We start from the raw sequence: 24,869 nt of genomic DNA, 5'->3' as shown, positions 1-24,869 counted from the left end.
AGCGGCTGATTTTTGGTTAACGGAGCGTTGGCAATCGGCGGCCTTTTGCAAATCATAGCCGCAAGCTGGACGAAGGGCACCTGTCAGGTAAGAGAGGGGGGAACCTTCGGGCGGGGACTCCCTTCGGCCAGCTTGCGGCTATCGCATGTCCGTTGTGATCATTAACCAGCCTTGTGCCTGAAGGTCATCCGGCATCGCGCTGGGTCACCGGCAAAGGCTGTGCGCCCGACATGGGGGCAGGCCGCGCAACCCGGCCACCGATGCGGCGGAACGACGCGAGCAGCCACACCAATCCGCGGTGCAAATCATTGCTGAAATGCGGATGGCCCTCGTTCCACGTCCGCATCCAAAGTTCGTCTTTCATCGTTCATCTCCTGCTGATCCGATGGTCAGCAGATGCGCCTTTGCGACGCTCGCCGCCAACAAAAGCTTTGCGTCATATCATAAGTATGGCTTATATAATGGCGATGCCCAAGCTGCCGCCTCTTGCCGCGATCCGGACCTTCGAAGCCGCCGGAAGGCTGCAAAATTTCTCGCGCGCGGCCGAGGAATTGGGGCTGACGCAGGCGGCGGTCAGCTATCAGGTGCGCCAATTGGAGGACCGGCTGGGCCGCGCGCTGTTCGTGCGCGAAAAGGGGCGCGTGCGGCTGTCCGAGACGGGCCAGCGGCTGCTCCCGGCGATCTCGGGCGCCTTTGGCGCGATGGGCGATGCGTTCGCCGCATTGGGCAATGACGAGGCCGATGTGCTGACGATCAGCGCGATGACTACCTTTGGCGGCACCTGGCTCAGCGCGCGGATTGGTGGGTTCCAGCTCGCCTATCCCGACCTTGCGGTGCGCATGTTGATGAACAATGATCTGGTCGACTTCAACGCCACCAATGTCGATGTCGCCATCAGGGTGGGCCGCGGCGGATGGTCGGGGCTGCGCGCCGATTTTCTGTACCGCAGCCACGTCACCCCGATTTGCGCGCAGGCCTTTCTCGACGCCAACCATATCGCGGCGCCCGCCGACCTGCTCAACGTCGATCGGCTGGCGCCCAACGATCCCTGGTGGGCGGGCTGGTTCGCCGCCGCCGGGGTCGCCACCGTGCCGCCGCCGCGGCGCAGCGGGATCGAACTCGACAGCCAGTTGCAGGAGGCCAGCGCAGTGCAGAGCGGTTACGGCATCGCGTTGATGACGCCGCTGCTATGGCGCGCCGAACTGGACGCAGGGCGACTGGTCCAGCCGTTCGACACGCTCTACCAACCCGGCACCTCCCACTATCTCGTCCACCGCGAAAACCGCGTCGGGGTGCGCAAGATCGAGCGCTTCCGCGAATGGCTGTACGCTGAGTTGGAGAAGGATCGCCACCGGCTGCCGGATGAATTGTGGGAACCGCTCGGCTGAATCGCCTCGACAGCCAATGGTGCAATGTATATACATGATGTATATACGGAGCCTGCCATGACCAAAGAATATCGCGCCAAAGTTTTTAAATCGGGCAACTCACTCGCGTTGCGCCTGCCCAAGGCGCTGGGGTTGGAGGAGGGCACCGAGATGATCGTCCGCGAGGAGCGCGGCGAGTTCCGTTTCGAGCCTGCCGACAGGCCAAAAGCGAAGATCGACATCAGCGGCTTTGCTGGGAAGGCGCCAGGCCTAAAGCTAGCTCCACGGGAAGATTTCGAGGAACGCCCGAGCACAATTGCTGCACGTCAGGCGGCGGAACTTGCCGAGGCGGCTAAGAAGGCGTGATCCGTTATCTGATCGACGCCAACTCGGCAGTTTATGCTATGGATGACGGGCATGAGGTGCTGACGGCCCGGATCGCCGATCACGCACCCGGCGAGATTGCGATGTCGACCGTCAGCTATGCCGAGGTTGCTTATGGCACTTATGTCGGCAAGCCGCCGCCGCCCGAAATACTCGATGCCTTCGTGGCAGCCATCCCGCTTTTATCATTCGACGAAGCGGCGGCGCGCGAATATGCGCGATTGCCTTTCAAACGCGCGCGCTTCGACCGCTTGCTTGCTGCCCACGCGCTCAGCATCGGCGCAACAGTCATCACCAACAACGAATCCGACTTTGCGGACGTGCGGGGCTTGAGGGTCGAGAATTGGACGCTGCCATGACCTTCACCGCCGTCCCGCTCACCCTCTACCCCGACATGTTCCCCGGCCCGCTTGGCCACAGCATGGCGGGGCGCGCGCTCGAAAGCGGGACATGGGCGTGTGCGCCGGTGCAGATCCGCGATTTTGCGACCGACAGGCATCGCACCGTCGACGACACCCCCGCAGGCGGCGGGGCGGGGATGGTGCTGAAGGCCGATGTGCTGGGGGCGGCGCTTGACCATGCGGTCGCTGCGTATCCGGGCCTGCCGATCCTCGCCATGACCCCGCGCGGCACCCCGATCACGCAGGCGCGCGTGCGCGAACTGGCGGCGGGGCCGGGGGCGATCATCCTCTGCGGCCGGTTCGAGGGATTCGACGAGCGCATCTTCGACGCGCGCCCGATCGAAGAAGTGTCGATGGGCGACATCATATTGTCGGGCGGCGAGATGGGCGCGCTCCTGCTCCTCGACGCTTGCATTCGGCTGCTTCCCGGCGTAATGGGCGCGGCTTCAAGCGGAGACGACGAATCGTTCGAGAACGGTTTGCTCGAATATCCGCACTATACCCGACCTGTGACATGGGAAGGGCGCACGATCCCCGAAGTGCTGCGATCGGGGGATCATGCGAAGATCGCCGCCTGGCGGAAACAACAGGCGGAGGAGATTACACGGTTACGCAGGCCGGACCTTTGGGAGCGCCATGAGGGCGCTCGGGCCCGACCTGCCTCTGGCGCGCGGCGAAAAGAAAAGGACTAGAGGACATGAACCTCATCCAGACGATCGAAGCCGAAGAAATTGCCAAGGCTGGCAAGACGGTCCCCGAATTCCGCCCCGGCGACACGCTGAAGGTCGGCGTGAAGGTGGTCGAAGGCGAACGTACCCGCGTCCAGAATTTCGAAGGCGTGTGCATCGCCCGCTCGAACAAGGGCATGGGCTCCAACTTCACCGTGCGCAAAATGTCGTTCGGCGAAGGTGTCGAGCGCGTGTTCCCGCTGTACTCGCCCAACATCGATTCGATTACCGTCGTCCGCAAGGGCGCTGTCCGTCGTGCGAAGCTTTACTATCTGCGTGGGCGCACTGGTAAATCGGCACGTATTGCGGAGCGCCGCGATTACCGGTCGGAAGCCGGCGAAGGCTAAGGAGAGCTTCTCCTCTACAAAGCCGAAACAGCTTTCAAAAACGACCGGTTCCGCCAACAGGCAGAGCCGGTCGTTTTCTTTTGGGCAAAGCGAAATTGATGCACGCGTCCCTCTCCCAGCAACTTGGCAGGCGCGCCGTTCTCGGCGCGGGGCTGTGCTTTGGGGCGTTCGGGCTGGGGCGCGGCGCATTCGCGGCGCCAAACGCCGAACGGCTCGTAGCCGCGGCGCGGCGGCAGGTGGGGGTGACGCTTTCCTATGACCCCGCCTACAGCGTGCTGCCCTTCCCCGGCGGAGACGTCGACCGGGCGAAGGGTGTGTGTACCGACGTCATCATCCGCGCCTATCGCGACGCGCTCGGCATCGACCTGCAGGCGCTCGTCAACGCCGACATGAAGCGCGATTTTGCGGCCTATCCCCGCAACTGGGGGCTCCGCCGTCCCGACCGTAACATCGACCATCGCCGCGTCCCCAATCTTGCGGCCTATTGGACGCGCCAGCGTGCGCGGCTGCCCGTTTCGACCGACCCCGCCGACTGGCGGCCCGGCGACATCTTCACCTCGATGACCGGCGGACGCTTTCCGCACACCGGCATCGTCTCCGACCGAACTACGGCAGCGGGGCGCCCGCTTGTGATCCACAATATCGGCCGCGGCGCGCGCGAGGAAGACGCGCTCTTCGACCACCCGCTAACCGGCCATTTTCGCTGGAAAGTCTGACCGAGTTTCAATCAAATTTGCACTGAGGAGTGAGTAAATGGGTTATCGTATCGTTGTCGCCGGCGCGACGGGCAATGTCGGGCGCGAAGTGCTCGCCATTCTCGCCGAGCGCGAATTTCCCTACGACGAACTGGCGGCGGTCGCATCGTCGCGCAGCCAGGGCGACGAGATCGAGATCGGCGATACCGGCAAGACCGTCAAATGCCAGAATATCGAGAATTTCGACTGGTCGGGCTGGGACATGGCGATTTTCGCGATCGGCAGCGACGCCACCGCGATCCACGCGCCCAAGGCCGCGGCGGCGGGCTGCGTCGTGATCGACAACTCGTCGCTCTATCGCATGGACCCCGACGTGCCGCTGATCGTGCCCGAGGTGAACCCCGACGCGATCGACGGCTATACCAAGCGCAATATCATCGCGAACCCCAATTGCTCGACCGCGCAGATGGTCGTCGCGCTCAAGCCGCTGCACGACGCCGCGACGATCACGCGCGTCGTCGTTTCGACCTACCAGTCGGTGTCGGGCGCTGGCAAGGCGGGCATGGACGAGCTGTGGAACCAGACGCGCCAGATCTTCGTCGGCGACGAAAAGGATGTCAGCAAGTTCACCAAGCAGATCGCCTTCAACGTCATCCCGCACATCGACAAATTCCTCGACGACGGCTCGACCAAGGAAGAGTGGAAGATGGTCGTCGAGACCAAGAAGATCCTCGATCCCAAGATCAAGGTGACGGCGACCTGCGTCCGCGTCCCCGTCTTTGTCGGCCATTCGGAAGCGATCAATATCGAGATGGAGGACGAACTGTCGGCCGAGGACGCGCAGCGCATCCTGCGCGAAGCCCCCGGCGTGGTGCTCCACGATAAGCGCGAGGACGGCGGTTATATCACCCCCGTCGAATGCGTCGGCGATTTCGCGACCTTCGTCAGCCGCGTGCGCGAAGACCCGACGGTCGAAAACGGCCTCAACCTCTGGTGCGTCAGCGATAACCTCCGCAAGGGCGCGGCGCTGAACGCGGTGCAGATCGCCGAACTGCTCGGGCGGCGACACCTGAAGAAGGGTTGAATCTGAAATCCTCCCTGTCGCGAAGCGATGGGGAGGGGGACCGCCGCGTAGCGGTGGTGGAGGGGCCGCGACGACAGCGCCAAAGCCCCTCCGTCAGCCGCTTCGAGGCTGCCACCTCCCCATGCCTGCGGCACAGGGAGGATCGCTTGGCGTTGCCGGAGCATTCAAGCTATGCCGCTGCCATGACCGCTCCCTACGCCTTCACCCACGCGCTCTGCCGCGCCCCCGCGCCATCGGCCATCCATGGCATCCGCACGGACGGCGGTCCCGACCCCGATTTCACCGGCCTCCTCGCCGAGCATGAAGCCTATGTCAGGGCGCTGCGCGATCTCGGCCTGATCGTTGACGTCCTCGACCCGCTCGACGCCTTCCCCGACGCGCTGTTCACCGAAGATGTCGCGCTGACCTTTCCCGAAGGCGCGATCCTCCTCCGCCCCGGCGCGCCGAGCCGCGCGGGCGAGGCCCAGCATATCCGCGCCGCGCTCGCCGCGCTCCATCCGCGCCTCCTCGAAATGACCGGCCCCGGATACGCCGACGGCGGTGACATATTGCGCCTCGCCGACCGGGTGATCATCGGCCTCTCGGCACGCACCGACCGCGCCGGGGCCGAGGAGCTTGCCGGCCTGCTCAGCCAGCTCGGTTATCGCGCGGAGATCGCCGAAACCCCGCCCGGCGTCCTCCACTTCAAGACCGGCTGCGGCCTGATCGACGCGGGCACGATCCTCGCGGTACCCGCACTCGCGCGCTGTCCGCAGTTCGCCGGGCTGGAGGTTGTCACCACCCCGCCCGGCGAAGAAGAAGCCGCCAACCTGCTGCGCATCAACGACACGATCCTCGTCGGCGACCGCTGGCCCGCGACCCACGCGCTGCTCGCGGCGCGCGGCCTCGCGATCCGCCCGCTCCCGACAGCCCAGATTGCGCGCATCGACGCGGGGCTCAGCTGCATGTCGCTGCGCTGGTGAGCGCGGTTTCAAACCCAATTCCCGTTCATGTCGAGCGAAGTCGAGACACGTCTGCGCCCGGCTTTACGTCCCTCGACTTCGCTCGGGACGAACGGAGAGGGGCGCGCGCATGATCCCAGCCTTCGCCGCCCTTGGGCGCGCGCAGAAAGCCCTGCTCGGCCTCCTCACCGTGCTCCTCCTCGCCGCGCAGATCGACCAGCCCTATCCCGAAATCGCGCTGCTCCAGCATATCCCGACGATGCTGCTGATCGTCGCGGCGCCCCCATTGCTCCGCCGCTGGCCGCTTTCGACTCCCGCGCTCGCCTGCATTGTCGCCTTCTTCGCACTCCACACCCTCGGCGGGCGTTATGCGTATAGCAATGTCCCTTATGACGACTGGGCGCGCGCGCTGACCGGTACCGGCCTCTCCGACGCCTTCGGCTGGACGCGCAACCATTATGACCGCCTCGTCCATTTCGCCTTTGGCGCGCTGTCGGTCATTCCCGTCGCCGAAATCGCCCGCCGCTGGGGCGGGCTGGGACCGCGCGGCGCGGCGTTAACCGTGCTTGCTTGGGTCTTGGCCACCTCCTGCCTTTATGAAATCTTCGAATGGCTGCTCACCATTGTCGCGGCGGGCGAAACCGCCGACCGCTATAATGGCCAGCAAGGCGACATCTGGGACGCGCAAAAGGATATGGCGCTGGCGGCGCTCGGCGCGATATTGGTGATGGCGGTCAGAGGCAGGAGATAGGCGATGCGCAAGTTCACGACCCTCGCGATGGTGGCGCTGCTCGCGGCATGCAAACCCGCGGCGGACAAGGCGCCTGCCGCCCCCGAAACGGCCGCGCCCCCGGTGCCCGAGGCCAAAGCCGACGGCCCCGCCGCCGCGACCACCGCGGTCAGCCTCGACGGCGAGGGGCTGCGCTTCATCGACAAGAGCAGCGGCAAGGCCAGCCTGCTCGCCTTCGGCGTCCCCCGCGCGCAGGCCGAAACCGCGCTCGCCAACGTCGCGGGGCAGGCCGACGACCGCAGCACCAACGACGAATGCGGCGCCGGTCCGATGCAATTCACCCGCTACGACGCGATGACGCTCAATTTCCAGGACGACAAATTCGTCGGCTGGTTCCTTGGCAACGAACCCGGCGCGGCGGCCTATTCAACGGCCAGCGGCATCGCGATCGGCACGACCCGCGCCAAGGCGGGCGAGTCCGTGTCGATCATCGATGTCGAGGACAGCACGCTGGGCGAGGAATTCAGCATCGGCACCGGCGACAACGCCATCGGCGGCATGTTCGCCGCGCCGGGTGATGCGGCAAAGATCGACGCGCTGTTTGCAGGGGTGAATTGTTTCTTCCGGTGATGGGCGACGCGATCGGAAGCTGGCTTTGATCCTCCCTGTGGCGAAGCCATGGGGAGATGGCAGCGCGAAGCGCTGACGGAGGGGCACTAGCGCGACGTCGCTGCCCCTCCACCATCGCCTGCGGCGACGGTCCCCCTCCCCACGGCTTCGCCGCTGGGAGGATCGGCTGAGCCACTCCCACCAGCTTACCGCCGCCGCACCCCATAATCGATCCGGATCCGCACCCACGCCCCCACCATCGGCTTGCCGCCCAGCCGCGGCGGGCGCACGCGGAATTGCCACGCCGCGGCCAGCACCGCGCGCATGATTCGTGATCCGGTCGGATATTCGTCCAGCCCGACGCAGCCCTCGACGCGGAAATCGGGCGCGGTGCGGCACGCGATCAGGCCCCAGCCGGGGCCGTCGGCGGTGGACAGATAGCCGCGCAATTCGCCGTCGCTCGGCTCGCGGTACCAGGCGGCGGCATAAAGCGGCTCGCCATTGGGTGCCGTCCCGACGCGTTCGGTGTCGCGATATGATGACGACGATCCGCCGACGTTGGGCGGCCCGTAAACCTGGCCGCCCGGCGGGCGCACCCCGATGCGCGGGACGGTCGGCGGCGGCGGCACGGGCTGGGGCGGCGCGGGCGGCGCCGGGGCGGCGATCGGCTCGGCGGCTTGCGGCGGCACCGGCGCGTCGGGCGTCGGCGGCTCGGGCAGCGGCGGTGTCTCGGCGCGCGCGCTTGCGCGCGGGCTCGCTTCAGCGGCCTCTTCGGAGGCCTGCGGCGCGGCGATGCTCACGACGCTGACCCACTCCTCTTTGACCGCCGGCGGCTTTTCGACGCCAAAGGCCAGTAGCATCAACAGCAGCAGCGCCGGGATCAGGACGGCGAGGCCGATCGCCAGCGTCCGCCGCCCCGCGCCGATGCTGAGCTGTGCGACATAGGGGGTGGCGGGAGCAGGGGGCAGCGGAAGCGATCTTTGGTGACGGCACCCGGCAGCGGGTGCGCGAAGGCACGGTCGCGGGATAGGGGGAGGGTGAAGGTTTGACAAGGGCGGGGGCGACGGTTCCACCAACGCCCCCAACGCCCCGAAAAACCACCCAATCCCTAATGCCCCATATCCGCCGCCGACGCCTTCGGCGCCCCCGCCCCCGGCGGGCGCAGCAACAGCACCAGCGGCACCGCCGCCAGCGTCATCCACATCATCGCCCAGAAATCGTCGATATAGGCGACCATCGCCGCCTGCCGCGTGATTTCGGCATTGACCAGCGCCAGCGCGGTTTCGCCCGCGATGCCGAAGCGGTCGGCGGTCGACGGGTCGATGACGCTGACCGAACTGCTCGTCACGTGCGCCGCCAGGTCGGCGTGGCTCGTCTGGGTGTTCGACGCCAGCAATGTCGTGACGATCGAAATGCCGATCGACGCGCCCAGGCTGCGGAACAGGTTGAGCAGGCTCGACCCGTCGGTGCGGAACTGCGGCGCGATCGTCGCGAACGCCATCGTGTTGAGCGGGATGAAGATCAGCCCCATGCCCAGCCCCTGGATCAGCCCGCTGACGATCACCGGCTGCATCCCCATGTCCAGCGACCAGTGGCTCATCTGCCACAGCGAAAAGGCGGCGATGGAGAGGCCGGTGCCGACCAGCCAGCGCGGATCGATCTTGCCCAGCAGGCGCCCCGCCACCGCCATGCTCATCAGGATGCCGATCCCGCGCACCGCCAGCGCCAGCCCGGTGTCGATCACCGGCCATCCGAACAGATTCTGGAGCATCGGCGGCAACAGCGCCATCGACGCAAACATCACCACCCCGACGACGACCATGAACCCCATCGCGGTGACCAGATTGCGGTCGGTCAGCATCGCGCGGCTGAACAAGGGCGCGCGCGCGGTGACCATATGGACGACGAACATCCACAGGCACGCGATCGCGACGCCGCATTCGATCCAGATTTCGGCGCTTTCGAACCAGTCGGCGTGGGCGCCGCGGTCGAGCATCAATTGCAGCGCCGCCAGCCCCAGCGCCAGCATCGAAAAACCGAAGAGGTCGAACCGCCGGTCGGTCTTGCGCGTCGCGGGCAGCAGCGCCCACATCAGCGCCAGCGTCAGCACCCCGAACGGCAGGTTGACGTAAAATACCCAGCGCCAGCTCGCCTGCTCGGTCAGCCAGCCGCCCAGCACCGGCCCCAGGATCGGCCCGATCATGATCCCCATGCCCCAGATCGACATCGCGCGCGCATGGCGTTCGGGCGGGTTGATGTCGAGCATCACTGCCTGCGACAGCGGCCCGATAAAGGCGGCGAACACCCCCTGCAAAAAGCGAAAGGCGACCATCTGTTCCAGCGACTGCGCGGCGCCGCACGCCATCGACGCGACGATGAACCCGAAAATCGCGATCAGGAACAATTCGCGCCGCCCGATGCGGTCGGCCAGCCAGCCGGTGATCGGCATCGCGACCGCGCTCGCCAAAATATAGCTGGTCAGCACCCACGTCACCGTCTCGCTCGTCGCGCCCAGCGCCGATTGCATGTGCGGGATCGCGACATTGGCGATCGTCGTGTCGAGGATCTGCATGATCGACGCGCCCATCACCGCGACGGTCAACAGCGCGCGGTGCCGGACGCGCTCGTGCAACGGGACGCTGTCGTCGGCGGGCAGCGCGGTCGCGGCGGGACGACGGGGGAGCGAGCTCGAGGCCATGGCTACTCAGATCCTCCCTGCGCCGAAGGCGTGGGGAGGGGGACCGCCCGCGAAGCGGGTGGTGGAGGGGCGGCGACGGCGCGCCAAAGCCCCTCCGTCAGCGCTCCGCGCTGCCACCTCCCCATGGCTTCGCCACAGGGAGGATCGGTCAAACCAATACCGTCCGCCCTGAGCTTGTCGAATGGCCGTTCTTTCTTTCGACGTTGAAGAGAAGAACGGTGCTTCGACAAGCTCAGAACGAACGGGTTTTGAGGATTTCCGAAGGTAGACGGCCACCCCTACTTCCCCGCCACAGCACCACCGCCGGTAAACACCCGCACCTCCGCCGACAGCCCGGCGATCATCTCGCGCGACGGCTTTTCGTCGAAGGCGATCCGCACCGGCACCCGCTGCGTCACCTTGACCCAGTTGCCCGTCGCATTCTGCGCCGGCAGCACCGAAAATTCGCTGCCCGTTCCCGCGCCGATCGTCAGCACATGGCCGCGCACCTTCAGCCCCGGATAGGCGTCGAAGCTCACTTCGGCGCGCTGGCCGACGCGCATATTGGCGAGGTCGGTTTCCTTGAAATTCGCCTCGACCCACGGGTGTGCCGTGTCGACCAGCGTGACCGCGGGCAGCCCTGCGACCATCATCTGGCCGATCTGCAACCGGTCCGCTTGCGCGACGCGCCCGGCGCTTGGTGCGCGGACGGTGGTGCGGGCGAGGTTGACCTCCGCCTGCGAGCGCTGCACGCGCGCCGCTTCGATCTGCGGATTGACCCCGCTCGTGGGACCTGCGGCCAGCTTGGTGCGCGCCTCGGCGGCGGCGGCTTCGGCCTGCCGCACCCGCTCGCGCGCCTGCGCGACCGCGTGACGCGACGCGTCATAGGCGGCGCGGGTGGTGAAGCCCTTCTCCATCAGTGCCGCCTGCCGCTGGAAATTGACCTCGGCAAAGGCGACATCCTCACGCGCCGCGGCAATATCGACGCTCGACGTGCGGGCGCTCGCCGCCAGATTGCCGACGTCGACTTGCGCGGCATCGATCGCGGCATTGGCTTGCGCGACGCTCAACGCATAGGGCTCGCCGTCGATGCGGAACAGCAATTGCCCCGCCGCGACCTGCTGCCCGTCGCGCACGGCCACTTCGGTGATCCGTCCGCCCACTTCGGCGGCGACCGATACCTTGTCCATCTGGACATAGGCGTTGTCGGTCGACACCGAACCGCCGCTGGTCAGCCACCAGCCAGCGCCCCCGGCGATCAGCAAGGCCGGCAGGCCGAACATCAACAAGCGGGTGCGCCACTTCGGCGCGTCCTTGGGGGCGGGCGCGGCGGCGGTGGGAGGCGGCACCGGGTCGGCCTGCGGCGCGGGTTTGGTGTCATCGGCGGCAGGGCGCGCGGGCGACAGCTGGTCCATCAGGCGGCCTCCTCTTCTTTCAGGCATTCGCGGCGCGACAAATTGGCACGCACCCGCTCGACCAGCGCCGCGAGCTGCTCGCGCTCCGCGGCGGTCAGCCCCTCGGTCGCTTCGGCGTTCAGCGCATCGGTGGTGGCGCGCATCGCGGTCAGCAGCTCTTCGGCGCCCGGCGCCAGATAGAGCAGCCAAGCGCGGCGATCGCTCAGGTCGGCGCGGCGTTCGACCAGTCCGGCTTCCTCCAGCCGGTCGATCATCCGCGACAGCGTGATCGGTTCGACCTCGATCAGCTCGGCGAGCGGCCCCTGCCGGATGCCCTCATGGCGGCGCAGGTAGATCAGCAGCCGCCATTGCAGCGCGGTGATCCCGCTGTCGCGGGTGCGGGCGTTGAAGGCGCGGCGGAACAGCCGCGCGGTGTCGTTCAGCAGGAATCCGATCGTGTCACTCATGGCATGCGATATAATAGCAATTGCTACTAACTGCAAGGACCCCCACGCTGTGCGGCACTTTCGCAACCTTCCGCGAAATCGATCCACCTTGGTGTAAATTTCCCCGACAATGCTTGCAAAATGGCGTCATTTCCGCAGGATGGCGCGATGACCCTGACCGCAGACCTCTTCTGGTCGTTCCGCTCGCCCTATTCCTACCTCGCCATCGGCCGCTACCGCGCGCTCGCCGCCAGCCACGACCTGTCGATCAACCTGCGTCCCGTCTATCCGCTCGCGATCCGCCAGCCCGACTTTTTCGAGCGCAACCACCCCAATTGGCTGAGCTACACGATGCGCGACATGATCCGCGTCGCGCAGTTCCACGGCATCCCCTTCGGCCCGCCGCGCCCCGACCCGATCGTCCAGAATGTGATGACGCGCGAAATCGCCGCCGACCAACCCTATATTTATCGCCTCACCCGGCTCGGCCAGGCGGCGTCGCGCCGCGGCAAGAGCCTGGCGTTTGCGCATGAGGCGGCGCAGCTGATCTGGGGCGGCGCGCAGGACTGGCATCTCGGCGACCATCTGGCGGGAGCGGCGCAGTGCGCAGGTCTCGACCTCGCCGAACTCGACGCCGAGGCGGAGAAGGACGCGCAGCTGCTCGACAATGAGATTGCCGCGAATCAGGTGGCGCTCGAGATCGCCGGCCATTGGGGCGTTCCGACGCTGGTTTTCGAGGGCGAGCCCTTTTTCGGGCAGGATCGCATCGAAATGGCGAAGTGGCGGATGGAGCAAAAGGGGCTGCGCCCGCGCTGAACGCCCTTGCTCAACCAGCCGCCGCGCGGGCATAGCCGGGGCATGATGATCGACCCCAAATTTTTCGAAGCGCGCGACGGCGTGCGGCTGGCTTGGCGCGAGATCGGGCCGGAGGCGGGGGGCGGCAGGCCGCTGATCCTGCTCCACGGCCTGTTTTCGAGCGGCGAGATCAACTGGTTCAAGTTCGGCACCGCCGCACGGATCGCGGCCGAAGGCTACCGAGTCATCATGCCCGACCTGCGCGTCCACGGATCGAGCGACGCGCCGCACGAGGAAGAATTTTATCCGCCCGACGTGCTGGTGCGCGACCTGGAGGATCTTGTGGCGCAGCTGGGCCTCGCCGACTTCGACCTCGGCGGCTTCTCGCTGGGTGCACGGACCAGCGCGCGCGCCGTCGTTGCGGGCATGCGGCCCGGGCGCTTGATCCTCGGTGGCATGGGCCTTGCGGGGCTCGCAGGCTGGCAGCGGCGCGGGCGTTTCTTCAAACGTGTCATCGCCGAATATGAAACCGCGAAACGCGGCGACGACACCTGGCTGTCGATCCAGTTCATGAAAACCATGCGGGTCGACCGCATCGCCGCGGGCCACCTCCTCGACAGCTTCACCGACACAAGCCCGGAGATGCTCGCGGCGATCACGATGCCGACGCTCGTCGTGTGCGGCGCCGACGATCAGGACAATGGCTCGGCATCCGAACTCGTCGCCGCGCTCGCCGACGCACGGCTTGCGACGATTCCGGGAACGCATATGTCGAGCGTGACGCAGCCCGAACTCGGCGAGGCGATCGCGGCCTTCCTGACCGCTTGACCGGACTCGTCCCAAGCGCCTAGCTGTTGCCATTGCGCCAGAGAGCGCTCGATAACATCCAGAGGACGCGCCCCATGAAAGCCATGATTTCAAGCCTTTCGCTTGCCCTGTCGCTCGCCGTTGCCGGCCCCGCCGTCGCAGCGGACCAAAAGCCCGCACCCGCCGCCGCCAAAACCGCGAAACCCACCGCCGCCGACGCCGACGCCTTCATCGCCGCCGCCGAAAAGGATTTGTTCGACTATACGGTCGAGGCGAGCCAGGTGAACTGGGTCAACAGCACCTATCTGACCGAAGACACCGACGCGATGGCGTCGCGGATCAACGCGGTCGGGACCGAGAAGGCGGTCAAATACGCCCTCGAGGCCGCCAAATACAAGGATGTGGCGGGGCTGAGCGCCGACACGAAGCGCAAGCTCGACATATTGCGCACCGGCCTCGTCCTTCCCGCGCCGACCAAGCCCGGTGCGGCGACCGAACTCAACCAGATCGCGACCGACCTGCAATCGCAATATGGCAAGGGCCGCGGCACGCTCGGCGGCAAGGAAGTCTCGGGTTCGGACATCGAGGCCGAGATGGGCAATCTCGAGCGGACCCCCGCCGAACTCGCCGAGATGTGGACGAGCTGGCACGACAATGTCGGCGCGCCGATGAAGGACGACTACGCCCGCCTGGTCGGCATCGCCAACGAGGGCGCAGAGGAACTGGGCTTCGCCAACACCGGCGCGATGTGGCGCTCGGGTTACGATATGTCGCCCGAGGATTTCGCCAAGACGACCGAGCGCCTATGGCAGGAAGTCAAGCCGCTCTACATGGCGCTCCACACCTACACGCGCTGGAAACTGAACGAAAAATATGGCGACGCGGTCCAGCCCAAGACCGGCCCGATCCGCGCCGACCTGCTCGGCAATATGTGGGCGCAGGAGTGGGGCAATATCTACCCGCTCGTTGCGCCTGCGGGGTCGGGTGATCTTGGCTATGACGTCGGCGAACTGCTGACCGCGCAGGGCAAGTCGCCGCTCGACATGGTCAAGATTGGCGAGAATTTCTATTCGTCGCTGGGGATGGCACCGCTGCCCGAAACCTTCTGGAAGCGCAGCATGTTCACCAAGCCCGCAGACCGCGAAGTCGTCTGCCACGCGTCGGCGTGGGATGTCGACAACAAGGACGATATCCGCATCAAGATGTGCATCAAGGTGAATGCCGACGACTTCGTCACCATCCACCACGAGCTCGGCCATAATTATTACCAGCGCGCCTATAACAAGCAGCCGTTCCTGTATCTGAACGGCGCCAATGACGGCTTCCACGAGGCAATCGGCGATTTCGTCGCGCTGTCGATCACTCCGCAATATTTGGTCGACATCGGCCTGCTCGACACGGCGAAGGTGCCGAGCGCCGACAAGGACATCGGCCTCTTGCTGCGGCAGGCGATGGACAAGGTCGCGTTCCTGCCGTTCGGCCTGCTCGTCGACCGCTGGCGCTGGGGTGTGTTCGACGGCACGATCAAGCCCGCCGATTACAACAAGGCGTGGACGCAGCTGCGCACCCAATATCAGGGTATCGTGCCGCCGGGCGAGCGGCCGGCGAACGCGTTCGACGCGGGTGCGAAGTTCCACATTCCCGGCAACACGCCTTACACGCGCTATTTCCTCGCCCGCATCCTGCAGTTCCAGTTCTACGAAGCCGCGTGCAAGCAGGCGGGCTGGACCGGGCCGCTCCACCGCTGCTCCTTCTATGGCAACAAGGAGGTCGGCGCGAAGCTCAGTGCGATGCTCGAAATGGGGGCGTCGAAACCCTGGCCCGACGCGCTCGAAGCCTTCACCGGGACCCGCGAGATGTCAGGCAAGGCGATGGCCGATTATTTCGCGCCGCTCAAAGCGTGGCTCGACGAGCAGAATAAGGGCAAGCCGACCGGGTGGTGAGCGGATCGCCGACGCCCGCCGGGTTCGATCGCGAAGGCTATCTTCGCCGGATCGGCGCCGCGACCCCCGCGCGCGCTGATCTCGCGGCGCTCGGCGCGCTGATGCGCGCGCATCTGCACCATGTGCCGTTCGAAAATCTCGATGTGCAGCTCGGGCAGGATCCGCTGGTCGCGGTCGATGACATTTTTGACAAGGTGGTGCGCCGGGGGCGCGGCGGCTGGTGCTATGAAGTCAACACGCTCTTCGGCGTGCTGCTGGCTGACCTCGGCTATGCCGTTACCCGGCTGAGCGGCGACGTGCGGCGCGGCGGCGATGCGATCGAACGGCGGGGCAATCACCTGTGCCTGCGCGTCGATCTCGACCGCCCCTATCTGGTCGATGTTGGCTTTGGCGGCTCGATCACGGCGCCGGTCGCGATTGAACCGGGGACAGGCGTCGATGGCCCCTATGCGATCCATCTGGCGCATGTCGGTGACAACCGCTGGACCTTCGATGAAGTGGTTGGCGAAGGCGCCTCCTTCGGCTTCGACTTCACCACCGGCGCGGCGGACGAAGGCATATTGGACGCGATGCGATCGGCGCTCGCGCGCGAAGACTGGTCGCCGTTCGTCCAGAATCTGGTGATACAGGTACGCCGCGGCGACACGCATTGGACGCTGCGCGGCCGGGTGCTGACCCGGCTGACGCCACAAGGCAAGACGAAACGCCTGCTCGAATCGGCCGACGAAATGGCGGCGGTGGGGCAGGATATTTTCGGGATGGAAGTGCCCGAGGTCGAGCGGCTGTGGCGCCGCGCCGCCGATCGCCATGATCAGCTGTTCGGCGTCGGCTGATCCGCCTCCATCGCGGTTTTCGCTTCGACCGTCTGCTTGAACCGCGCAAGCCGGGTGCTCGCCGCGGCGGCGTGCGGGCCGATCCATCGGTCGTGGATGTCCTGGATCGGCATTGCGTTGAGGTGGTTCCACCGCTCGCGGCCGCGGCGCTCGGCGATCACTAGACCTGCCTCTTCGAGCACTCTCAGATGCTGCATCACCGTGCAGCGGTCGATGTCGGCGAAATGGCTGCACAAGACCCCCGTGGTCAGCGGCTGATCCTTCAGATCGTCCAATATCTGCCGCCGGATCGGCGAGGCGAGCGCCTTGAAGGTCGCGTCGAACTGGTCGGGAATTGACATGTTATATAAATATAACATAAAGAGAGGCGACTCAAGCGGAGTATGATAATGGAACTGAAATTCCGGGTTGCGGCGCGGATCGCGAAGCCAGTGCACGAGGTGTTCGAGGCGGTCGCCGACCCGGCGCAGCTGTCCGAATATTTCACCACCGGCGGCGCCCAGGGGCGGCTGGAAACCGGCGCGATGGTGACATGGGATTTTGCCGATTTCCCGGGCGCCTTCCCCGTCTATGTCATCGAGGTCGTGGCAGACGAAAAGATCGTGCTCGAATGGCAGGCGAGCGAGGGTGAAGCGCACAATATCGAAGGCAGCGAGCCCAAGGATGCCGACTATCGCACCCGCGTGACGATGAGCTTCAAGGCGCTCGACGATGGCCGCACGCTGGTCGAGATCGCCGAGGAGGGCTGGCGCGAAAATCAGGGCGCGCTGGGCGCGAGCTATGGCAATTGCCAGGGGTGGTCGCAGATGCTGTGCGCGCTCAAGGCTTGGCTCGAGCATGGCATCAACCTGCGCGAGGGCATGTATCGCTGAATATCGCGGCGATCCGGCGGCGAGATACCCGGTACATTTTTGCGGTGGCGCGGACGCACCGGCGCGGCGATACTATTTGCCTTTGATGCAAGGAAAGGCAATCGAGTGAAGCGTGTCATGCTGACGGCCGCGGGCCTGTTACTGAGCGCCGGTACCGCGCAGGCCGCGACCTGCGACGACACTTTTGTCAAAAAGGGCAATCCGGTGACCGGTCTGCGCTTTATTGCGACGACGACCGTGCCGAACATGAGCATGCGGAGCGCGATCGGGCAGCTCAACGGCATCGTCGCGGCAAAAGGCTATGCGATCCTGGCGGTCGAGCCCGACGGCGGCGCGATGCTGGTCGAACCGCCGCCCACCGGCAAGTCGCGCCCGTTCCCGATCGAGATTGCCGCTGACGGCGCGGGGACGGTGCGCATGGAGGCAAAGCTGCGCGCCGGAATGGGTATCCCCGATGCCGCGGCCAAGGCCGAAATGTGCGGCATCCTGGCCCAGCTCAAAGGCGGCAAGGCGGGCGAGGCGCTCGCGGCGAAGGGGCTGGGCGCAACCAGTGCGCCCGGCGCCCCGGTCCGCATGAGCGTCTTGCGATTCTCGCAGGACATCACCGGGCAGGCGGACAAGAATAATGCGGCGGTGCAGAAGCGTTATGAGGGACGGCAATTCACCCTTTACGGACCGGTCGCCTATGTCGGGCCGATTGGCGACAGCTACCGTGTCGAATGGAAGCTGCTTTCCAATGTGTTGACCGATCTGGTTCCCGGCCGGGCATCAGCAGGCCTTTCGGTCAATTGCGTGCTCGCGAAGGGGCAGGGGGTCTATGCCTTGCAGCTGAAGCCCGACAAGCATGTCGAGCTGACGGGCACGTTCGACCAGCTGGATTACGGGCTGTCGTCGGTGTGGCTGAAGGATTGCCGTCCGGTGAAGTAAACGGATCGGAGCGACGCGCCTACCTCTTCCTCTGAAGAGGAGGGGCTTGTTAGCCTTTGGCGTTATGCAAGCCGCAACTTCCAATTTCCGTCATCCCGGCGAAGGCCGGGATCTCTCCCTCCAGCACTAACGCACCGGCGAGATCCCGGCCTTCGCCGGGATGACGATTGTGATGAGATCGGGTTTCGGTCGCCAGCGTTCGTACAGAAGGCCGTCGTGTTGGCAGCGACCGCTTTACCGAAACGGCGGCTCGTTGAACGCGCGCAATTTGCGGCTGTGGAGCTTGGCGCCTTCGTCGCGCATCGTTTCGCACGCGCGGATGCCGATCTGAAGATGCGCGGCGATCGCTTCTTCATAAAAGCGGTTCGCCTGTCCGGGCAGCTTGAGTTCACCGTGGAGCGGCTTGTCGCTGACGCAGAGCAGCGTGCCGTAGGGGACGCGGAAGCGGTAGCCCTGCGCGGCGATCGTCGCCGATTCCATGTCGATGCCGATCGCGCGCGACTGCGAAAAGCGCAGCGCGCTGTCGGTGTAGCGCAGTTCCCAGTTGCGGTCGTCGGTGGTGACGACGGTGCCGGTGCGCATCCGTTTCTTGAGGTCGGCGCCCGTGGCGCCCGACACCGCTTCGGCGGCGCTGGCGAGCGCGACCTGCACTTCGGCGATCGGCGGGATCGGGATTTCGGGGGGCAGGACGCTGTCGAGGATATGGTCGTCGCGCAGATACGCATGGGCGAGCACATAATCGCCGATGCGCTGGCTGGGGCGTAGCCCGCCGCAATGGCCGATCATCAGCCACGCCTCGGGGCGGAGCACCGCGAGATGATCGCAGATCGTTTTCGCGTTCGACGGCCCGACGCCGATGTTGACGAGGGTGATGCCGCCGCCATCGGGAGCGATGAGGTGATAGGCGGGCATCTGGTGCCGCCGCCACGCGCTGTCGGCGACGAGCGCACTGGCGTTGACGCCGGGCTGGTCGACATAGAGTCCCGCCGCACCCGCGAGCGCCGTGTAGCGGCCCTGCCCGACCTGCGATCCCGCCCAGGCGACGAACTCGTCGACATAGCGGTGATAGTTGGTGAACAGGATATAGCGCTGGAAATGTTCGGGCGCGGTGCCGGTGTAGTGGCGGAGGCGCGCGAGGCTGAAGTCGGTGCGCAGCGCGTCGAACAGCGCCAGCGGCTGCGACTTCGCGGGATCGGCGCCGAACAGGCCGTCGGCGAGCTCGTCGCCGATGTCGGCAAGCTCGGTGGTGGGGAAGTGGCGCGCGAGTTCGAGCGGGGTGACCCCGCCCATGTCCGACCCGTCGCTGGCGTCGAGCACATAGGGAAAGGGGATCTGCTGCCCGGTGCGCGTAACTTCGAGCGTGATGTCATAATGACGCGCGAGCAGGCCGAGCTGGTCGCGCAGATAGTCGGCGAACAGGTCGGGGCGGGTGACGGTGGTGACAAATTCGCCCGCGCGCTCGAACTGGCCGAAGGCGAGATTATGCCCTTTCTGCCCTTCGCGCTGTTCGCCGGTGGTGGTCAGGCGGATTGCCGGATAGTCGAACAGCCCAGTCGCCGCGGCATCGGCCGGCGGCAGGGTGCGATCGCGGACATAGGCGGCGATGGCGGATTTGAGGTTGGTGACCGAGGTACGGAACCGGTCCTGCAGTTCGGCGATGATGCCGTCGACGAGGGCGGTGGGATCGGTGGTTTCGTGCGATGCGTTGGACGTCATCGCGACGCTGTTGCACGAAATTGTGACAAAAGGGAAGGGGGGCAAGACTCCTCCCTGTCGCGCAGCGATGGGGAGGGGGACCGCGCCCGGAGGGCGTGGTGGAGGGGCCGCGGCGGTCGCGCCAAAGCCCCTCCGTCAGCGCTTCGCGCTGCCACCTCCCCATCGCTGCGCGACAGGGAGGAGCAAGTTTTTACAGCTGTTCGAGCATATGATCCGCGCTCGAAACCTTGAATTCGCCGGGCGCTTCGACGTTGAGCTGTTCGACGACGCCGTCGTTGACGATCATCGAGAAACGCTGGCCGCGCTTGCCCATGCCGAACGCCTTGCCGTCCATGGTCAGGCCGACCGCTTCGGCGAAATCGCCATTGCCGTCGGACAGCATGGTGACCGCATCGCCGGCTCCGGCGCTCTTGCCCCACGCGCCCATCACGAACGCATCGTTGACCGCGGTGCAGACGATTTCATCGACGCCCTTTTCCTTCAGTTCGTCGGCCTTGTCGACGAAGCCCGGCAGATGCTTGGCCGAGCAGGTCGGGGTGAAGGCACCCGGAACCGAAAACAGCGCGACCTTGCGGCCCTTGAAATAATCGGCGGTGCTGACCTGCTCGGGGCCGTTTTCGGTGACCTTTACAAAGGTGGCGTCGGGCAGCTTGTCGCCGGGCTGGATCGTCATGGTCGGCATCCTTTTCGTTGAGGGGATTTCTGGTCGGCGAGACATTGGGTCGGGCGGCGCGGGAGTCAAGGTTGGTGAGCGAGCGGGCAGCGGATTTTGGCGACTGCCGGTTGTGAGCGAAGCCTGTCGTCGCCCCCGCGAAGGCGGGGGCCGCTGTCGGTTTACGCAGCGATGAAGGACAATGCAGGTAGCGGCTCCCGCCTTTGCGGGGGCGACGGTTTGTTTGAACGCCCGCTCCCCACCCCAAACCAGTCCCAGAACCAAAGATGCTGGACCACCCGGCCCCGCCGCGCCATGATGGCGCGATGGACACAGACCCCATTTGGTTCACCGGCCAGCTGCTGCTTGCGCTGCCCGGCATCGGCGATCCCCGTTTCGAACATTCGGTGATTGCGATGATCAGCCATGACGACGAGGGCGCGATGGGGATCGGCATTTCCGATCCGATTTCGGGGATGACGGTCGGCGCGGTGCTCGATCAGCTGGACATCGCGCACGACGATCCGCTCGACCAGCCGGTGTTTCTGGGCGGCCCCGTCGAACCATCGCGCGGCTTTGTGCTGCACAGCCGCGATTGGGGCGGGCAGGAAGGGGTGCAGGTCAGCGATCGCTGGATGGTGTCGAGCTCGCACGACATCTTGCGCGCGATCGGCGCGGGGCGCGGTCCTGCCCAATGGCTGGTCGCGCTGGGCTATGCCGGATGGTCGGCGGGGCAGTTGGAGGGCGAGATGGTGCGTCACGGTTGGCACGTCACCCCCGGCAGCGACGCACTGTTGTTCGATACACCGCCCGCCCAGCGGTGGCAGGCGGCGTTTGCCGAAGCGGGCGTGGACGCTCGGTTGCTGACAACTGAAGGCGGCCGGGCATAGTCGTCATCGGCGCCGCGCCGAACGCGGCGCTTGCATGCCAACCGCCGCGCTTCAATCGCGCCGCTGCATGATCCAGCTGAACGCCATCGCGTTGAAAATCGTGTAGAGCCCATAGAGCATCAGCGCGGTAAACCAGGCGCGGGTCGCAATCGCCATCGCGCCGACGAGCAGCAGGAATTCGAAGATATAGGTGATGTGCGGCCCCGCCTTGTGGGCGAGCGGCTTGACCATTTGCTGGATCAGCGGATCGTCGCTTTCCATGAAGGCACGGTGCATCGCGAAATTGGCGATACCGGCACAGAAAATAGCGATGAGGGCTATAACCATAGGTTCGCAAATGGGGGAGGCGGGGTGGAAATGCCAGCCTCTTTCGGGTTATAGCGGCGCTTCGCCCGCGCTTTCGTTCCCCCGAGAAGGACGTCATCGGTGATCGCTCTCCCCCGTCCGGCCGTGCTTTGCCTGTCGTTCGCCCTCGCCGCTTCGACCGCGTCCGCGGCGCAGGAACCGGCAAACCCGCCGCAGCCCAATCCGGCGCTGGCCGATCCGGTACTCGCCAACCCGATCCCGACCGCGCTGGTCCCGCTCGACCCGCCGCTGCCCGACGCGGTGCGCGCGATGATCGACGCTGCCTTTGCCAGCGGCGAGACGCAGGCGGTCGAAGCGGTCGCGCGCTTTGCGCGGCAGACCCATCCTGCCAATGTCGGCGAGATTGATGCGCTGCTGGCTTTTTATCGCAGCGGCAATCCGCCGCCGCCCGATCCGATCGGTGAAATCCTGGCCGCGGCGATGGCGAGCGGCCGCGATGCCGATGTCGAGGCGGTCGGGCAGCTGGCGAAGAATACGCGACCGGACGATGCGGACGAAATCGAGGCGCGGCTGGCCGCCTATCGCGCCGAACGCCAGCGATTGAAAGACGAGGCGGCGGCGGCAGCGCGCGCCAGACTGGCGGCCGCGCGTTTCTGGCAAAACTGGAAGGGCGAAGGGCAGATCGGTGCGTCGCAGAGTAGTGGCAACACCAAGTCGGCGGGGCTGAGCGCCGGGATCGCGCTGGCGCGGCAGGGGATCGACTGGACCCACAAGCTGCGTGCGCAGGCCGATTACCAGCGCACCAACGGCCGCACCTCGGTCGAACGCTATGTTGCCGAGCTGGAGCCGCAATACCGGATCAACGACCGCACCTTCGCTTATGGGCTCGCGCGCTGGGAACATGATCGCATCCTGGGGTATGACACGCGCTGGAATCTGTCGGGTGGCTTCGGATACAAGCTGCTCGACAACAAGAAGACCACGCTCAGCCTGAAGGGCGGTCCTGCCTTTCGTCAGACTGATTTTGTCCGCGGCGGCGAGGATACCGAACTGACCGCGCTTGCGGGCCTGGATTTCGGCTGGCAGATTTCACCGACGTTACGGCTGACGCAGGTAGCATCGACGATCATCGGCGAGGCGAACATGTCGACCAGCTCGCTGACCGCGCTCAACGCCAAGCTCACCGGCGCGCTGTCGGCGCGCTTCGCCTATTCGGCGCAGATCGACACCAGCCCGCCGCCCGGCATCGAAAGTGTCGACACCCAGACGCGCTTCACCCTGGTCTACGGCTTTTAGTCGAAGATTTCGGCGCCGCCGATTTCGCGTCCATCGGCGAGCAAGCCGGCGCCGGGGACATGGTTGAATTCGATACGGATACCGTCGGGATCCTCGAACAGCACCGAATAATAGCCGGGCGCCCACGGCTCTTCCTGTGGGGCGTGGACGATCGCAATGTCGTCGCGTCCGGCCAGAAAGCCATGCACGCCATCGACCGCGGCGCGGTCGCGCATCCGGAAGCAGGCATGGTGCAGCCCCGGCGCGCCCTGGTCGAAGCGCTTGCCAACGTTTTCGGGGCTGGGGGTGCGGATGCCGATCGCGGTACGGCCGCCGACGCCATAGAGCATCGCGTCGCTGTCGAGCACGATCTTGAGATCGAGATAGCGGATGAGGTCGCGCCAGAACGCCGTCGAACGCGCGAAGTGGCCTGCAGTCAGGATGACGTGGGCGACCCCGTTGAGGTCGCCGCTCATTTGATCGCGGCGAGCGTGTAGAGAAATTCGGCGAAGCCCATCGTCGCATCGACCAGCCCGGCGACCTTGGGATTGGTCGAATCGATCAGATAATATTCGTCGGGGGCGTGCGCGCCCGACCCGTGGCCGGTGCCGAAATGCCCCGCCGGGATCGACACCGGCGGCGCGGTGAAGGTCGCGCCGGGCCAGCTGCCCGCGAGCCGCGCGTTGAGGTTCGTCGCGACCCCCATCTGTTTATAGGTGGCGAGCGCGGTGCGGATCAGGCGGCTGTCCTCGGCGACCTCGGTCGGGTCATAGCCGCCCGACACATTGACCTCGACATCCTTGAAACCATGTTTGTCGAGATGCGCGCGCAGCTTCTGCTCCGCCTCGGCGCGGGTCTGGTTGGGGACGAGGCGCAGGTCGAGCTTGGCAACCGCGCGGCCGGGCAGGATCGTCTTGCCGCCGGGGCCGGTATAGCCCGCGACAAGCCCCTCGATATTGACCGTCGGTTCCTGCGCGAGGCGGATCAGCGCGTCGTCATAGGACAGATTGTCGATCCAGTGGGTGACGCCGAGCGCGGCCTTTTGCTGCGCCTCGTCGCCTGCCTTGGCGGCTTCGCGGATCAGGCTCTTTTCGCGGTCGGTGAGCGGGCGGACATTTTCAAACCAGCCCCCGATGGCGGGCTTGTTGCCGTCGGGGGTCACCAATGTCTGGAGCGCCTGCACCAGCCGCCACGCGGGCGAGTCGACCATCGCCTTCAGGCTGGAGTGAATGTCGCCCTTTGGCCCGCGACCCCATTTCTCGCCGCTCGCGACCAGTTCGAGCTCGATGATGCCCTTTGAACCGAGGTTGACCGTGACATTGCCATTCTGGCCCTGCGAGGCGAAGGGGATGAAGATGCCTTCGCATTTTTTGAGCGCGGCGAGGATGTTGGGCTTGGTCGCGATCTGGCGGAAATGCGGCGAGCCGATCTCCTCTTCGCCCTCGCACACGAGGACGATGTTGACCGGCAGTTTGGCTTTGGCGGCGCGGATCGCGTGGAGCGCGGCGAGAAAGGCCGCTTCCGGCCCCTTCTGGTTCACCGCGCCGCGGCCCATGATCGCCTGACCGAAACCGGGGCGCTCGACCATGCGACCCTCGAGCGGCGGCGACGACCATTCGGCGGGATCATATTGTTTGACGTCGTACATGAAATAGATGCCGACCGTGCGCGGCGCGCCGACGTCGATCGTGCCGAACACGCCGGGGTGGCCGTCGGTCGGCACGATCTCGACATTGGTGAAGCCCGCGTCGCGCGCGAGTTCGGCCATATAGGCCGCACCCTCGGCCATGTTGCGATTCTCGGCGGCGATCGAGGGGAGCGCGATCCAGTCGCGGATGCGCTTGATCGACGCGTCCTTGCCCGCTTCGGCGGCCTTACGGATCGCGGCGCTCTGGCTGCTCGCGGCGAGGGCGGGGAAGGGCGCCATGACCGCAGCGCCCGCGCCGAGCATGGCGGCGCCGCGAATCAGGTCACGGCGGTTCGGTCGGTCGGTGTTGCGGAAATCCATGGCTTGTCCCCCTGCGGTGTCTGTGTCGCGGGGAATGTTGGC

29 protein-coding genes are annotated in these 24,869 nt (G+C 66.0%); 18 read left to right on the top strand and 11 right to left on the bottom strand.

Annotated features, from left to right (window positions below):
* Positions 1–184: 184 nt before the first annotated feature.
* Positions 185–364, bottom strand: a complete 180-nt coding sequence (locus SPYCW_RS13980) for a hypothetical protein (protein ID WP_120217287.1) — start codon at positions 362–364, stop codon at positions 185–187.
* Positions 365–461: 97 nt separating this feature from the next.
* On the opposite strand from SPYCW_RS13980, the gene SPYCW_RS13975 reads away from it, so the two are divergent.
* The 10 genes from SPYCW_RS13975 to SPYCW_RS13925 all read left to right on the top strand — a co-directional run bounded on the left by SPYCW_RS13975 (position 462) and on the right by SPYCW_RS13925 (position 7,307).
* Positions 462–1,388 (top strand): LysR substrate-binding domain-containing protein, encoded by a 927-nt coding sequence (locus SPYCW_RS13975; RefSeq protein ID WP_232014723.1) that lies wholly within the window; start codon positions 462–464, stop codon positions 1,386–1,388.
* Between the two features lie 57 nt (positions 1,389–1,445).
* Entirely contained in the window at positions 1,446–1,733 is a 288-nt protein-coding gene (locus SPYCW_RS13970) for an AbrB/MazE/SpoVT family DNA-binding domain-containing protein (RefSeq protein ID WP_172595506.1), read from the top strand.
* Complete coding sequence (locus SPYCW_RS13965) at positions 1,730–2,110, top strand: type II toxin-antitoxin system VapC family toxin (RefSeq protein ID WP_120217285.1); 381 nt, start codon at positions 1,730–1,732, stop codon at positions 2,108–2,110. The genes SPYCW_RS13970 and SPYCW_RS13965 overlap by 4 nt, the downstream gene beginning before the upstream one ends.
* Positions 2,107–2,844: a tRNA (guanosine(37)-N1)-methyltransferase TrmD gene (gene trmD / locus SPYCW_RS13960; protein ID WP_120217284.1), complete on the top strand. Its 738-nt coding sequence runs from the start codon at positions 2,107–2,109 to the stop codon at positions 2,842–2,844. Before SPYCW_RS13965 ends, trmD begins: the two co-directional genes overlap by 4 nt.
* A gap of 5 nt (positions 2,845–2,849) precedes the next feature.
* Positions 2,850–3,227: a 50S ribosomal protein L19 gene (gene rplS / locus SPYCW_RS13955; RefSeq protein WP_120217283.1), complete on the top strand. Its 378-nt coding sequence runs from the start codon at positions 2,850–2,852 to the stop codon at positions 3,225–3,227.
* A gap of 98 nt (positions 3,228–3,325) precedes the next feature.
* Positions 3,326–3,943 (top strand): DUF1287 domain-containing protein, encoded by a 618-nt coding sequence (locus SPYCW_RS13950; RefSeq protein ID WP_120218320.1) that lies wholly within the window; start codon positions 3,326–3,328, stop codon positions 3,941–3,943.
* 37 nt (positions 3,944–3,980) lie between these two features.
* Entirely contained in the window at positions 3,981–5,006 is a 1,026-nt protein-coding gene (locus SPYCW_RS13945; protein ID WP_120217282.1) for an aspartate-semialdehyde dehydrogenase, read from the top strand.
* A gap of 182 nt (positions 5,007–5,188) precedes the next feature.
* A complete protein-coding gene (locus tag SPYCW_RS13940; protein WP_120217281.1) occupies positions 5,189–5,968 on the top strand; it encodes a dimethylarginine dimethylaminohydrolase family protein in 780 nt (259 codons plus the stop codon).
* 109 nt (positions 5,969–6,077) lie between these two features.
* Positions 6,078–6,698: a DUF2238 domain-containing protein gene (locus SPYCW_RS13930; protein ID WP_120217280.1), complete on the top strand. Its 621-nt coding sequence runs from the start codon at positions 6,078–6,080 to the stop codon at positions 6,696–6,698.
* A 3-nt stretch (positions 6,699–6,701) separates the two neighbouring features.
* A complete protein-coding gene (locus SPYCW_RS13925; protein ID WP_120217279.1) occupies positions 6,702–7,307 on the top strand; it encodes a hypothetical protein in 606 nt (201 codons plus the stop codon).
* A gap of 185 nt (positions 7,308–7,492) precedes the next feature.
* Here the strand turns inward: SPYCW_RS13925 and SPYCW_RS13920 are convergent, their stop codons facing one another.
* From SPYCW_RS13920 to SPYCW_RS13905, 4 genes are all read right to left on the bottom strand, one after another.
* The gene (locus SPYCW_RS13920) at positions 7,493–8,359 is read right to left on the bottom strand and encodes a hypothetical protein (RefSeq protein WP_232014722.1); all 867 of its coding nucleotides are present in this window, start codon (positions 8,357–8,359) and stop codon (positions 7,493–7,495) included.
* Between the two features lie 35 nt (positions 8,360–8,394).
* A complete protein-coding gene (locus SPYCW_RS13915; protein ID WP_120217278.1) occupies positions 8,395–9,984 on the bottom strand; it encodes an MDR family MFS transporter in 1,590 nt (529 codons plus the stop codon).
* Between the two features lie 278 nt (positions 9,985–10,262).
* Entirely contained in the window at positions 10,263–11,378 is a 1,116-nt protein-coding gene (locus tag SPYCW_RS13910; RefSeq protein ID WP_120217277.1) for an HlyD family secretion protein, read from the bottom strand.
* Positions 11,378–11,824: a MarR family winged helix-turn-helix transcriptional regulator gene (locus SPYCW_RS13905; RefSeq protein ID WP_120217276.1), complete on the bottom strand. Its 447-nt coding sequence runs from the start codon at positions 11,822–11,824 to the stop codon at positions 11,378–11,380. Before SPYCW_RS13905 ends, SPYCW_RS13910 begins: the two co-directional genes overlap by 1 nt.
* Before the next feature lie 147 nt (positions 11,825–11,971).
* Between SPYCW_RS13905 and SPYCW_RS13900 the strand changes: the two genes are divergently transcribed.
* The 4 genes from SPYCW_RS13900 to SPYCW_RS13885 all read left to right on the top strand — a co-directional run bounded on the left by SPYCW_RS13900 (position 11,972) and on the right by SPYCW_RS13885 (position 16,181).
* Positions 11,972–12,619 (top strand): 2-hydroxychromene-2-carboxylate isomerase, encoded by a 648-nt coding sequence (locus SPYCW_RS13900; RefSeq protein ID WP_120218318.1) that lies wholly within the window; start codon positions 11,972–11,974, stop codon positions 12,617–12,619.
* 42 nt (positions 12,620–12,661) lie between these two features.
* On the top strand, positions 12,662–13,426 hold the full coding sequence (locus tag SPYCW_RS13895) for an alpha/beta fold hydrolase (RefSeq protein WP_120217275.1): 765 nt from the start codon (positions 12,662–12,664) through the stop codon (positions 13,424–13,426).
* A gap of 74 nt (positions 13,427–13,500) precedes the next feature.
* Positions 13,501–15,348 (top strand): M2 family metallopeptidase, encoded by a 1,848-nt coding sequence (locus SPYCW_RS13890; protein WP_120217274.1) that lies wholly within the window; start codon positions 13,501–13,503, stop codon positions 15,346–15,348.
* Positions 15,345–16,181, top strand: a complete 837-nt coding sequence (locus SPYCW_RS13885) for an arylamine N-acetyltransferase family protein (protein WP_120217273.1) — start codon at positions 15,345–15,347, stop codon at positions 16,179–16,181. The genes SPYCW_RS13890 and SPYCW_RS13885 overlap by 4 nt, the downstream gene beginning before the upstream one ends.
* On the opposite strand, the gene SPYCW_RS13880 is transcribed toward SPYCW_RS13885, so the two are convergent.
* On the bottom strand, positions 16,160–16,522 hold the full coding sequence (locus SPYCW_RS13880) for an ArsR/SmtB family transcription factor (protein ID WP_120217272.1): 363 nt from the start codon (positions 16,520–16,522) through the stop codon (positions 16,160–16,162). The genes SPYCW_RS13885 and SPYCW_RS13880 overlap by 22 nt on opposite strands.
* 48 nt (positions 16,523–16,570) lie before the next feature.
* On the opposite strand from SPYCW_RS13880, the gene SPYCW_RS13875 reads away from it, so the two are divergent.
* Positions 16,571–17,053 carry an SRPBCC family protein gene (locus SPYCW_RS13875; protein ID WP_120217271.1) on the top strand — a complete coding sequence of 161 codons (483 nt, stop codon included), beginning with the start codon at positions 16,571–16,573 and terminating at the stop codon, positions 17,051–17,053.
* A gap of 117 nt (positions 17,054–17,170) precedes the next feature.
* Positions 17,171–17,980, top strand: coding sequence for a hypothetical protein (locus tag SPYCW_RS13870; protein WP_120217270.1), 810 nt, complete (start codon positions 17,171–17,173; stop codon positions 17,978–17,980).
* A gap of 234 nt (positions 17,981–18,214) precedes the next feature.
* Here the strand turns inward: SPYCW_RS13870 and SPYCW_RS13865 are convergent, their stop codons facing one another.
* Positions 18,215–19,696, bottom strand: coding sequence for an AMP nucleosidase (locus SPYCW_RS13865; protein ID WP_120217269.1), 1,482 nt, complete (start codon positions 19,694–19,696; stop codon positions 18,215–18,217).
* A gap of 190 nt (positions 19,697–19,886) precedes the next feature.
* Positions 19,887–20,369 (bottom strand): peroxiredoxin, encoded by a 483-nt coding sequence (locus SPYCW_RS13860; protein WP_120218317.1) that lies wholly within the window; start codon positions 20,367–20,369, stop codon positions 19,887–19,889.
* Between the two features lie 266 nt (positions 20,370–20,635).
* On the opposite strand from SPYCW_RS13860, the gene SPYCW_RS13855 reads away from it, so the two are divergent.
* Positions 20,636–21,238: a YqgE/AlgH family protein gene (locus SPYCW_RS13855; RefSeq protein ID WP_443029444.1), complete on the top strand. Its 603-nt coding sequence runs from the start codon at positions 20,636–20,638 to the stop codon at positions 21,236–21,238.
* A gap of 51 nt (positions 21,239–21,289) precedes the next feature.
* On the opposite strand, the gene SPYCW_RS13850 is transcribed toward SPYCW_RS13855, so the two are convergent.
* Positions 21,290–21,565 carry a hypothetical protein gene (locus tag SPYCW_RS13850; RefSeq protein WP_120217268.1) on the bottom strand — a complete coding sequence of 92 codons (276 nt, stop codon included), beginning with the start codon at positions 21,563–21,565 and terminating at the stop codon, positions 21,290–21,292.
* A 99-nt stretch (positions 21,566–21,664) separates the two neighbouring features.
* Here SPYCW_RS13850 and SPYCW_RS13845 point away from each other — a divergent pair, with 99 nt between their 5' ends.
* Positions 21,665–22,840 (top strand): DUF481 domain-containing protein, encoded by a 1,176-nt coding sequence (locus SPYCW_RS13845; RefSeq protein WP_232014721.1) that lies wholly within the window; start codon positions 21,665–21,667, stop codon positions 22,838–22,840.
* Here SPYCW_RS13845 and SPYCW_RS13840 read toward each other — a convergent pair.
* Both SPYCW_RS13840 and SPYCW_RS13835 read right to left on the bottom strand, forming a co-directional pair.
* Positions 22,837–23,295: a VOC family protein gene (locus SPYCW_RS13840; protein WP_120217267.1), complete on the bottom strand. Its 459-nt coding sequence runs from the start codon at positions 23,293–23,295 to the stop codon at positions 22,837–22,839. The two genes, SPYCW_RS13845 and SPYCW_RS13840, sit on opposite strands and share 4 nt — an antisense overlap.
* Positions 23,292–24,827: a M20/M25/M40 family metallo-hydrolase gene (locus SPYCW_RS13835; protein WP_120217266.1), complete on the bottom strand. Its 1,536-nt coding sequence runs from the start codon at positions 24,825–24,827 to the stop codon at positions 23,292–23,294. The genes SPYCW_RS13840 and SPYCW_RS13835 overlap by 4 nt, the downstream gene beginning before the upstream one ends.
* Positions 24,828–24,869: the final 42 nt, after the last annotated feature.

The organism is Sphingopyxis sp. EG6, assembly GCF_003609815.1.
Taxonomy (GTDB): Bacteria; Pseudomonadota; Alphaproteobacteria; order Sphingomonadales; family Sphingomonadaceae; genus Sphingopyxis.
Note: the sequence above shows the minus strand (reverse complement) of the source record. Positions and strands in the feature narration are given on the sequence as shown.

Bases quoted from the DNA above. Each gene is read 5' to 3' on its own strand.
- SPYCW_RS13980 (WP_120217287.1), bottom strand. From the start codon at position 364: ATGAAAGACGAACTTTGGATGCGGACGTGGAACGAGGGCCATCCGCAT.
- SPYCW_RS13975 (WP_232014723.1), top strand. From the start codon at position 462: ATGGCGATGCCCAAGCTGCCGCCTCTTGCCGCGATCCGGACCTTCGAA.
- SPYCW_RS13970 (WP_172595506.1), top strand. From the start codon at position 1,446: ATGACCAAAGAATATCGCGCCAAAGTTTTTAAATCGGGCAACTCACTC.
- trmD (WP_120217284.1), top strand. From the start codon at position 2,107: ATGACCTTCACCGCCGTCCCGCTCACCCTCTACCCCGACATGTTCCCC.
- rplS (WP_120217283.1), top strand. From the start codon at position 2,850: ATGAACCTCATCCAGACGATCGAAGCCGAAGAAATTGCCAAGGCTGGC.
- SPYCW_RS13950 (WP_120218320.1), top strand. From the start codon at position 3,326: ATGCACGCGTCCCTCTCCCAGCAACTTGGCAGGCGCGCCGTTCTCGGC.
- SPYCW_RS13945 (WP_120217282.1), top strand. From the start codon at position 3,981: ATGGGTTATCGTATCGTTGTCGCCGGCGCGACGGGCAATGTCGGGCGC.
- SPYCW_RS13940 (WP_120217281.1), top strand. From the start codon at position 5,189: ATGACCGCTCCCTACGCCTTCACCCACGCGCTCTGCCGCGCCCCCGCG.
- SPYCW_RS13930 (WP_120217280.1), top strand. From the start codon at position 6,078: ATGATCCCAGCCTTCGCCGCCCTTGGGCGCGCGCAGAAAGCCCTGCTC.
- SPYCW_RS13925 (WP_120217279.1), top strand. From the start codon at position 6,702: ATGCGCAAGTTCACGACCCTCGCGATGGTGGCGCTGCTCGCGGCATGC.
- SPYCW_RS13915 (WP_120217278.1), bottom strand. From the start codon at position 9,984: ATGGCCTCGAGCTCGCTCCCCCGTCGTCCCGCCGCGACCGCGCTGCCC.
- SPYCW_RS13910 (WP_120217277.1), bottom strand. From the start codon at position 11,378: ATGGACCAGCTGTCGCCCGCGCGCCCTGCCGCCGATGACACCAAACCC.
- SPYCW_RS13905 (WP_120217276.1), bottom strand. From the start codon at position 11,824: ATGAGTGACACGATCGGATTCCTGCTGAACGACACCGCGCGGCTGTTC.
- SPYCW_RS13900 (WP_120218318.1), top strand. From the start codon at position 11,972: ATGACCCTGACCGCAGACCTCTTCTGGTCGTTCCGCTCGCCCTATTCC.
- SPYCW_RS13895 (WP_120217275.1), top strand. From the start codon at position 12,662: ATGATGATCGACCCCAAATTTTTCGAAGCGCGCGACGGCGTGCGGCTG.
- SPYCW_RS13890 (WP_120217274.1), top strand. From the start codon at position 13,501: ATGAAAGCCATGATTTCAAGCCTTTCGCTTGCCCTGTCGCTCGCCGTT.
- SPYCW_RS13880 (WP_120217272.1), bottom strand. From the start codon at position 16,522: ATGTCAATTCCCGACCAGTTCGACGCGACCTTCAAGGCGCTCGCCTCG.
- SPYCW_RS13875 (WP_120217271.1), top strand. From the start codon at position 16,571: ATGGAACTGAAATTCCGGGTTGCGGCGCGGATCGCGAAGCCAGTGCAC.
- SPYCW_RS13870 (WP_120217270.1), top strand. From the start codon at position 17,171: ATGCTGACGGCCGCGGGCCTGTTACTGAGCGCCGGTACCGCGCAGGCC.
- SPYCW_RS13865 (WP_120217269.1), bottom strand. From the start codon at position 19,696: ATGACGTCCAACGCATCGCACGAAACCACCGATCCCACCGCCCTCGTC.
- SPYCW_RS13860 (WP_120218317.1), bottom strand. From the start codon at position 20,369: ATGACGATCCAGCCCGGCGACAAGCTGCCCGACGCCACCTTTGTAAAG.
- SPYCW_RS13855 (WP_443029444.1), top strand. From the start codon at position 20,636: ATGCTGGACCACCCGGCCCCGCCGCGCCATGATGGCGCGATGGACACA.
- SPYCW_RS13850 (WP_120217268.1), bottom strand. From the start codon at position 21,565: ATGGTTATAGCCCTCATCGCTATTTTCTGTGCCGGTATCGCCAATTTC.
- SPYCW_RS13840 (WP_120217267.1), bottom strand. From the start codon at position 23,295: ATGAGCGGCGACCTCAACGGGGTCGCCCACGTCATCCTGACTGCAGGC.
- SPYCW_RS13835 (WP_120217266.1), bottom strand. From the start codon at position 24,827: ATGGATTTCCGCAACACCGACCGACCGAACCGCCGTGACCTGATTCGC.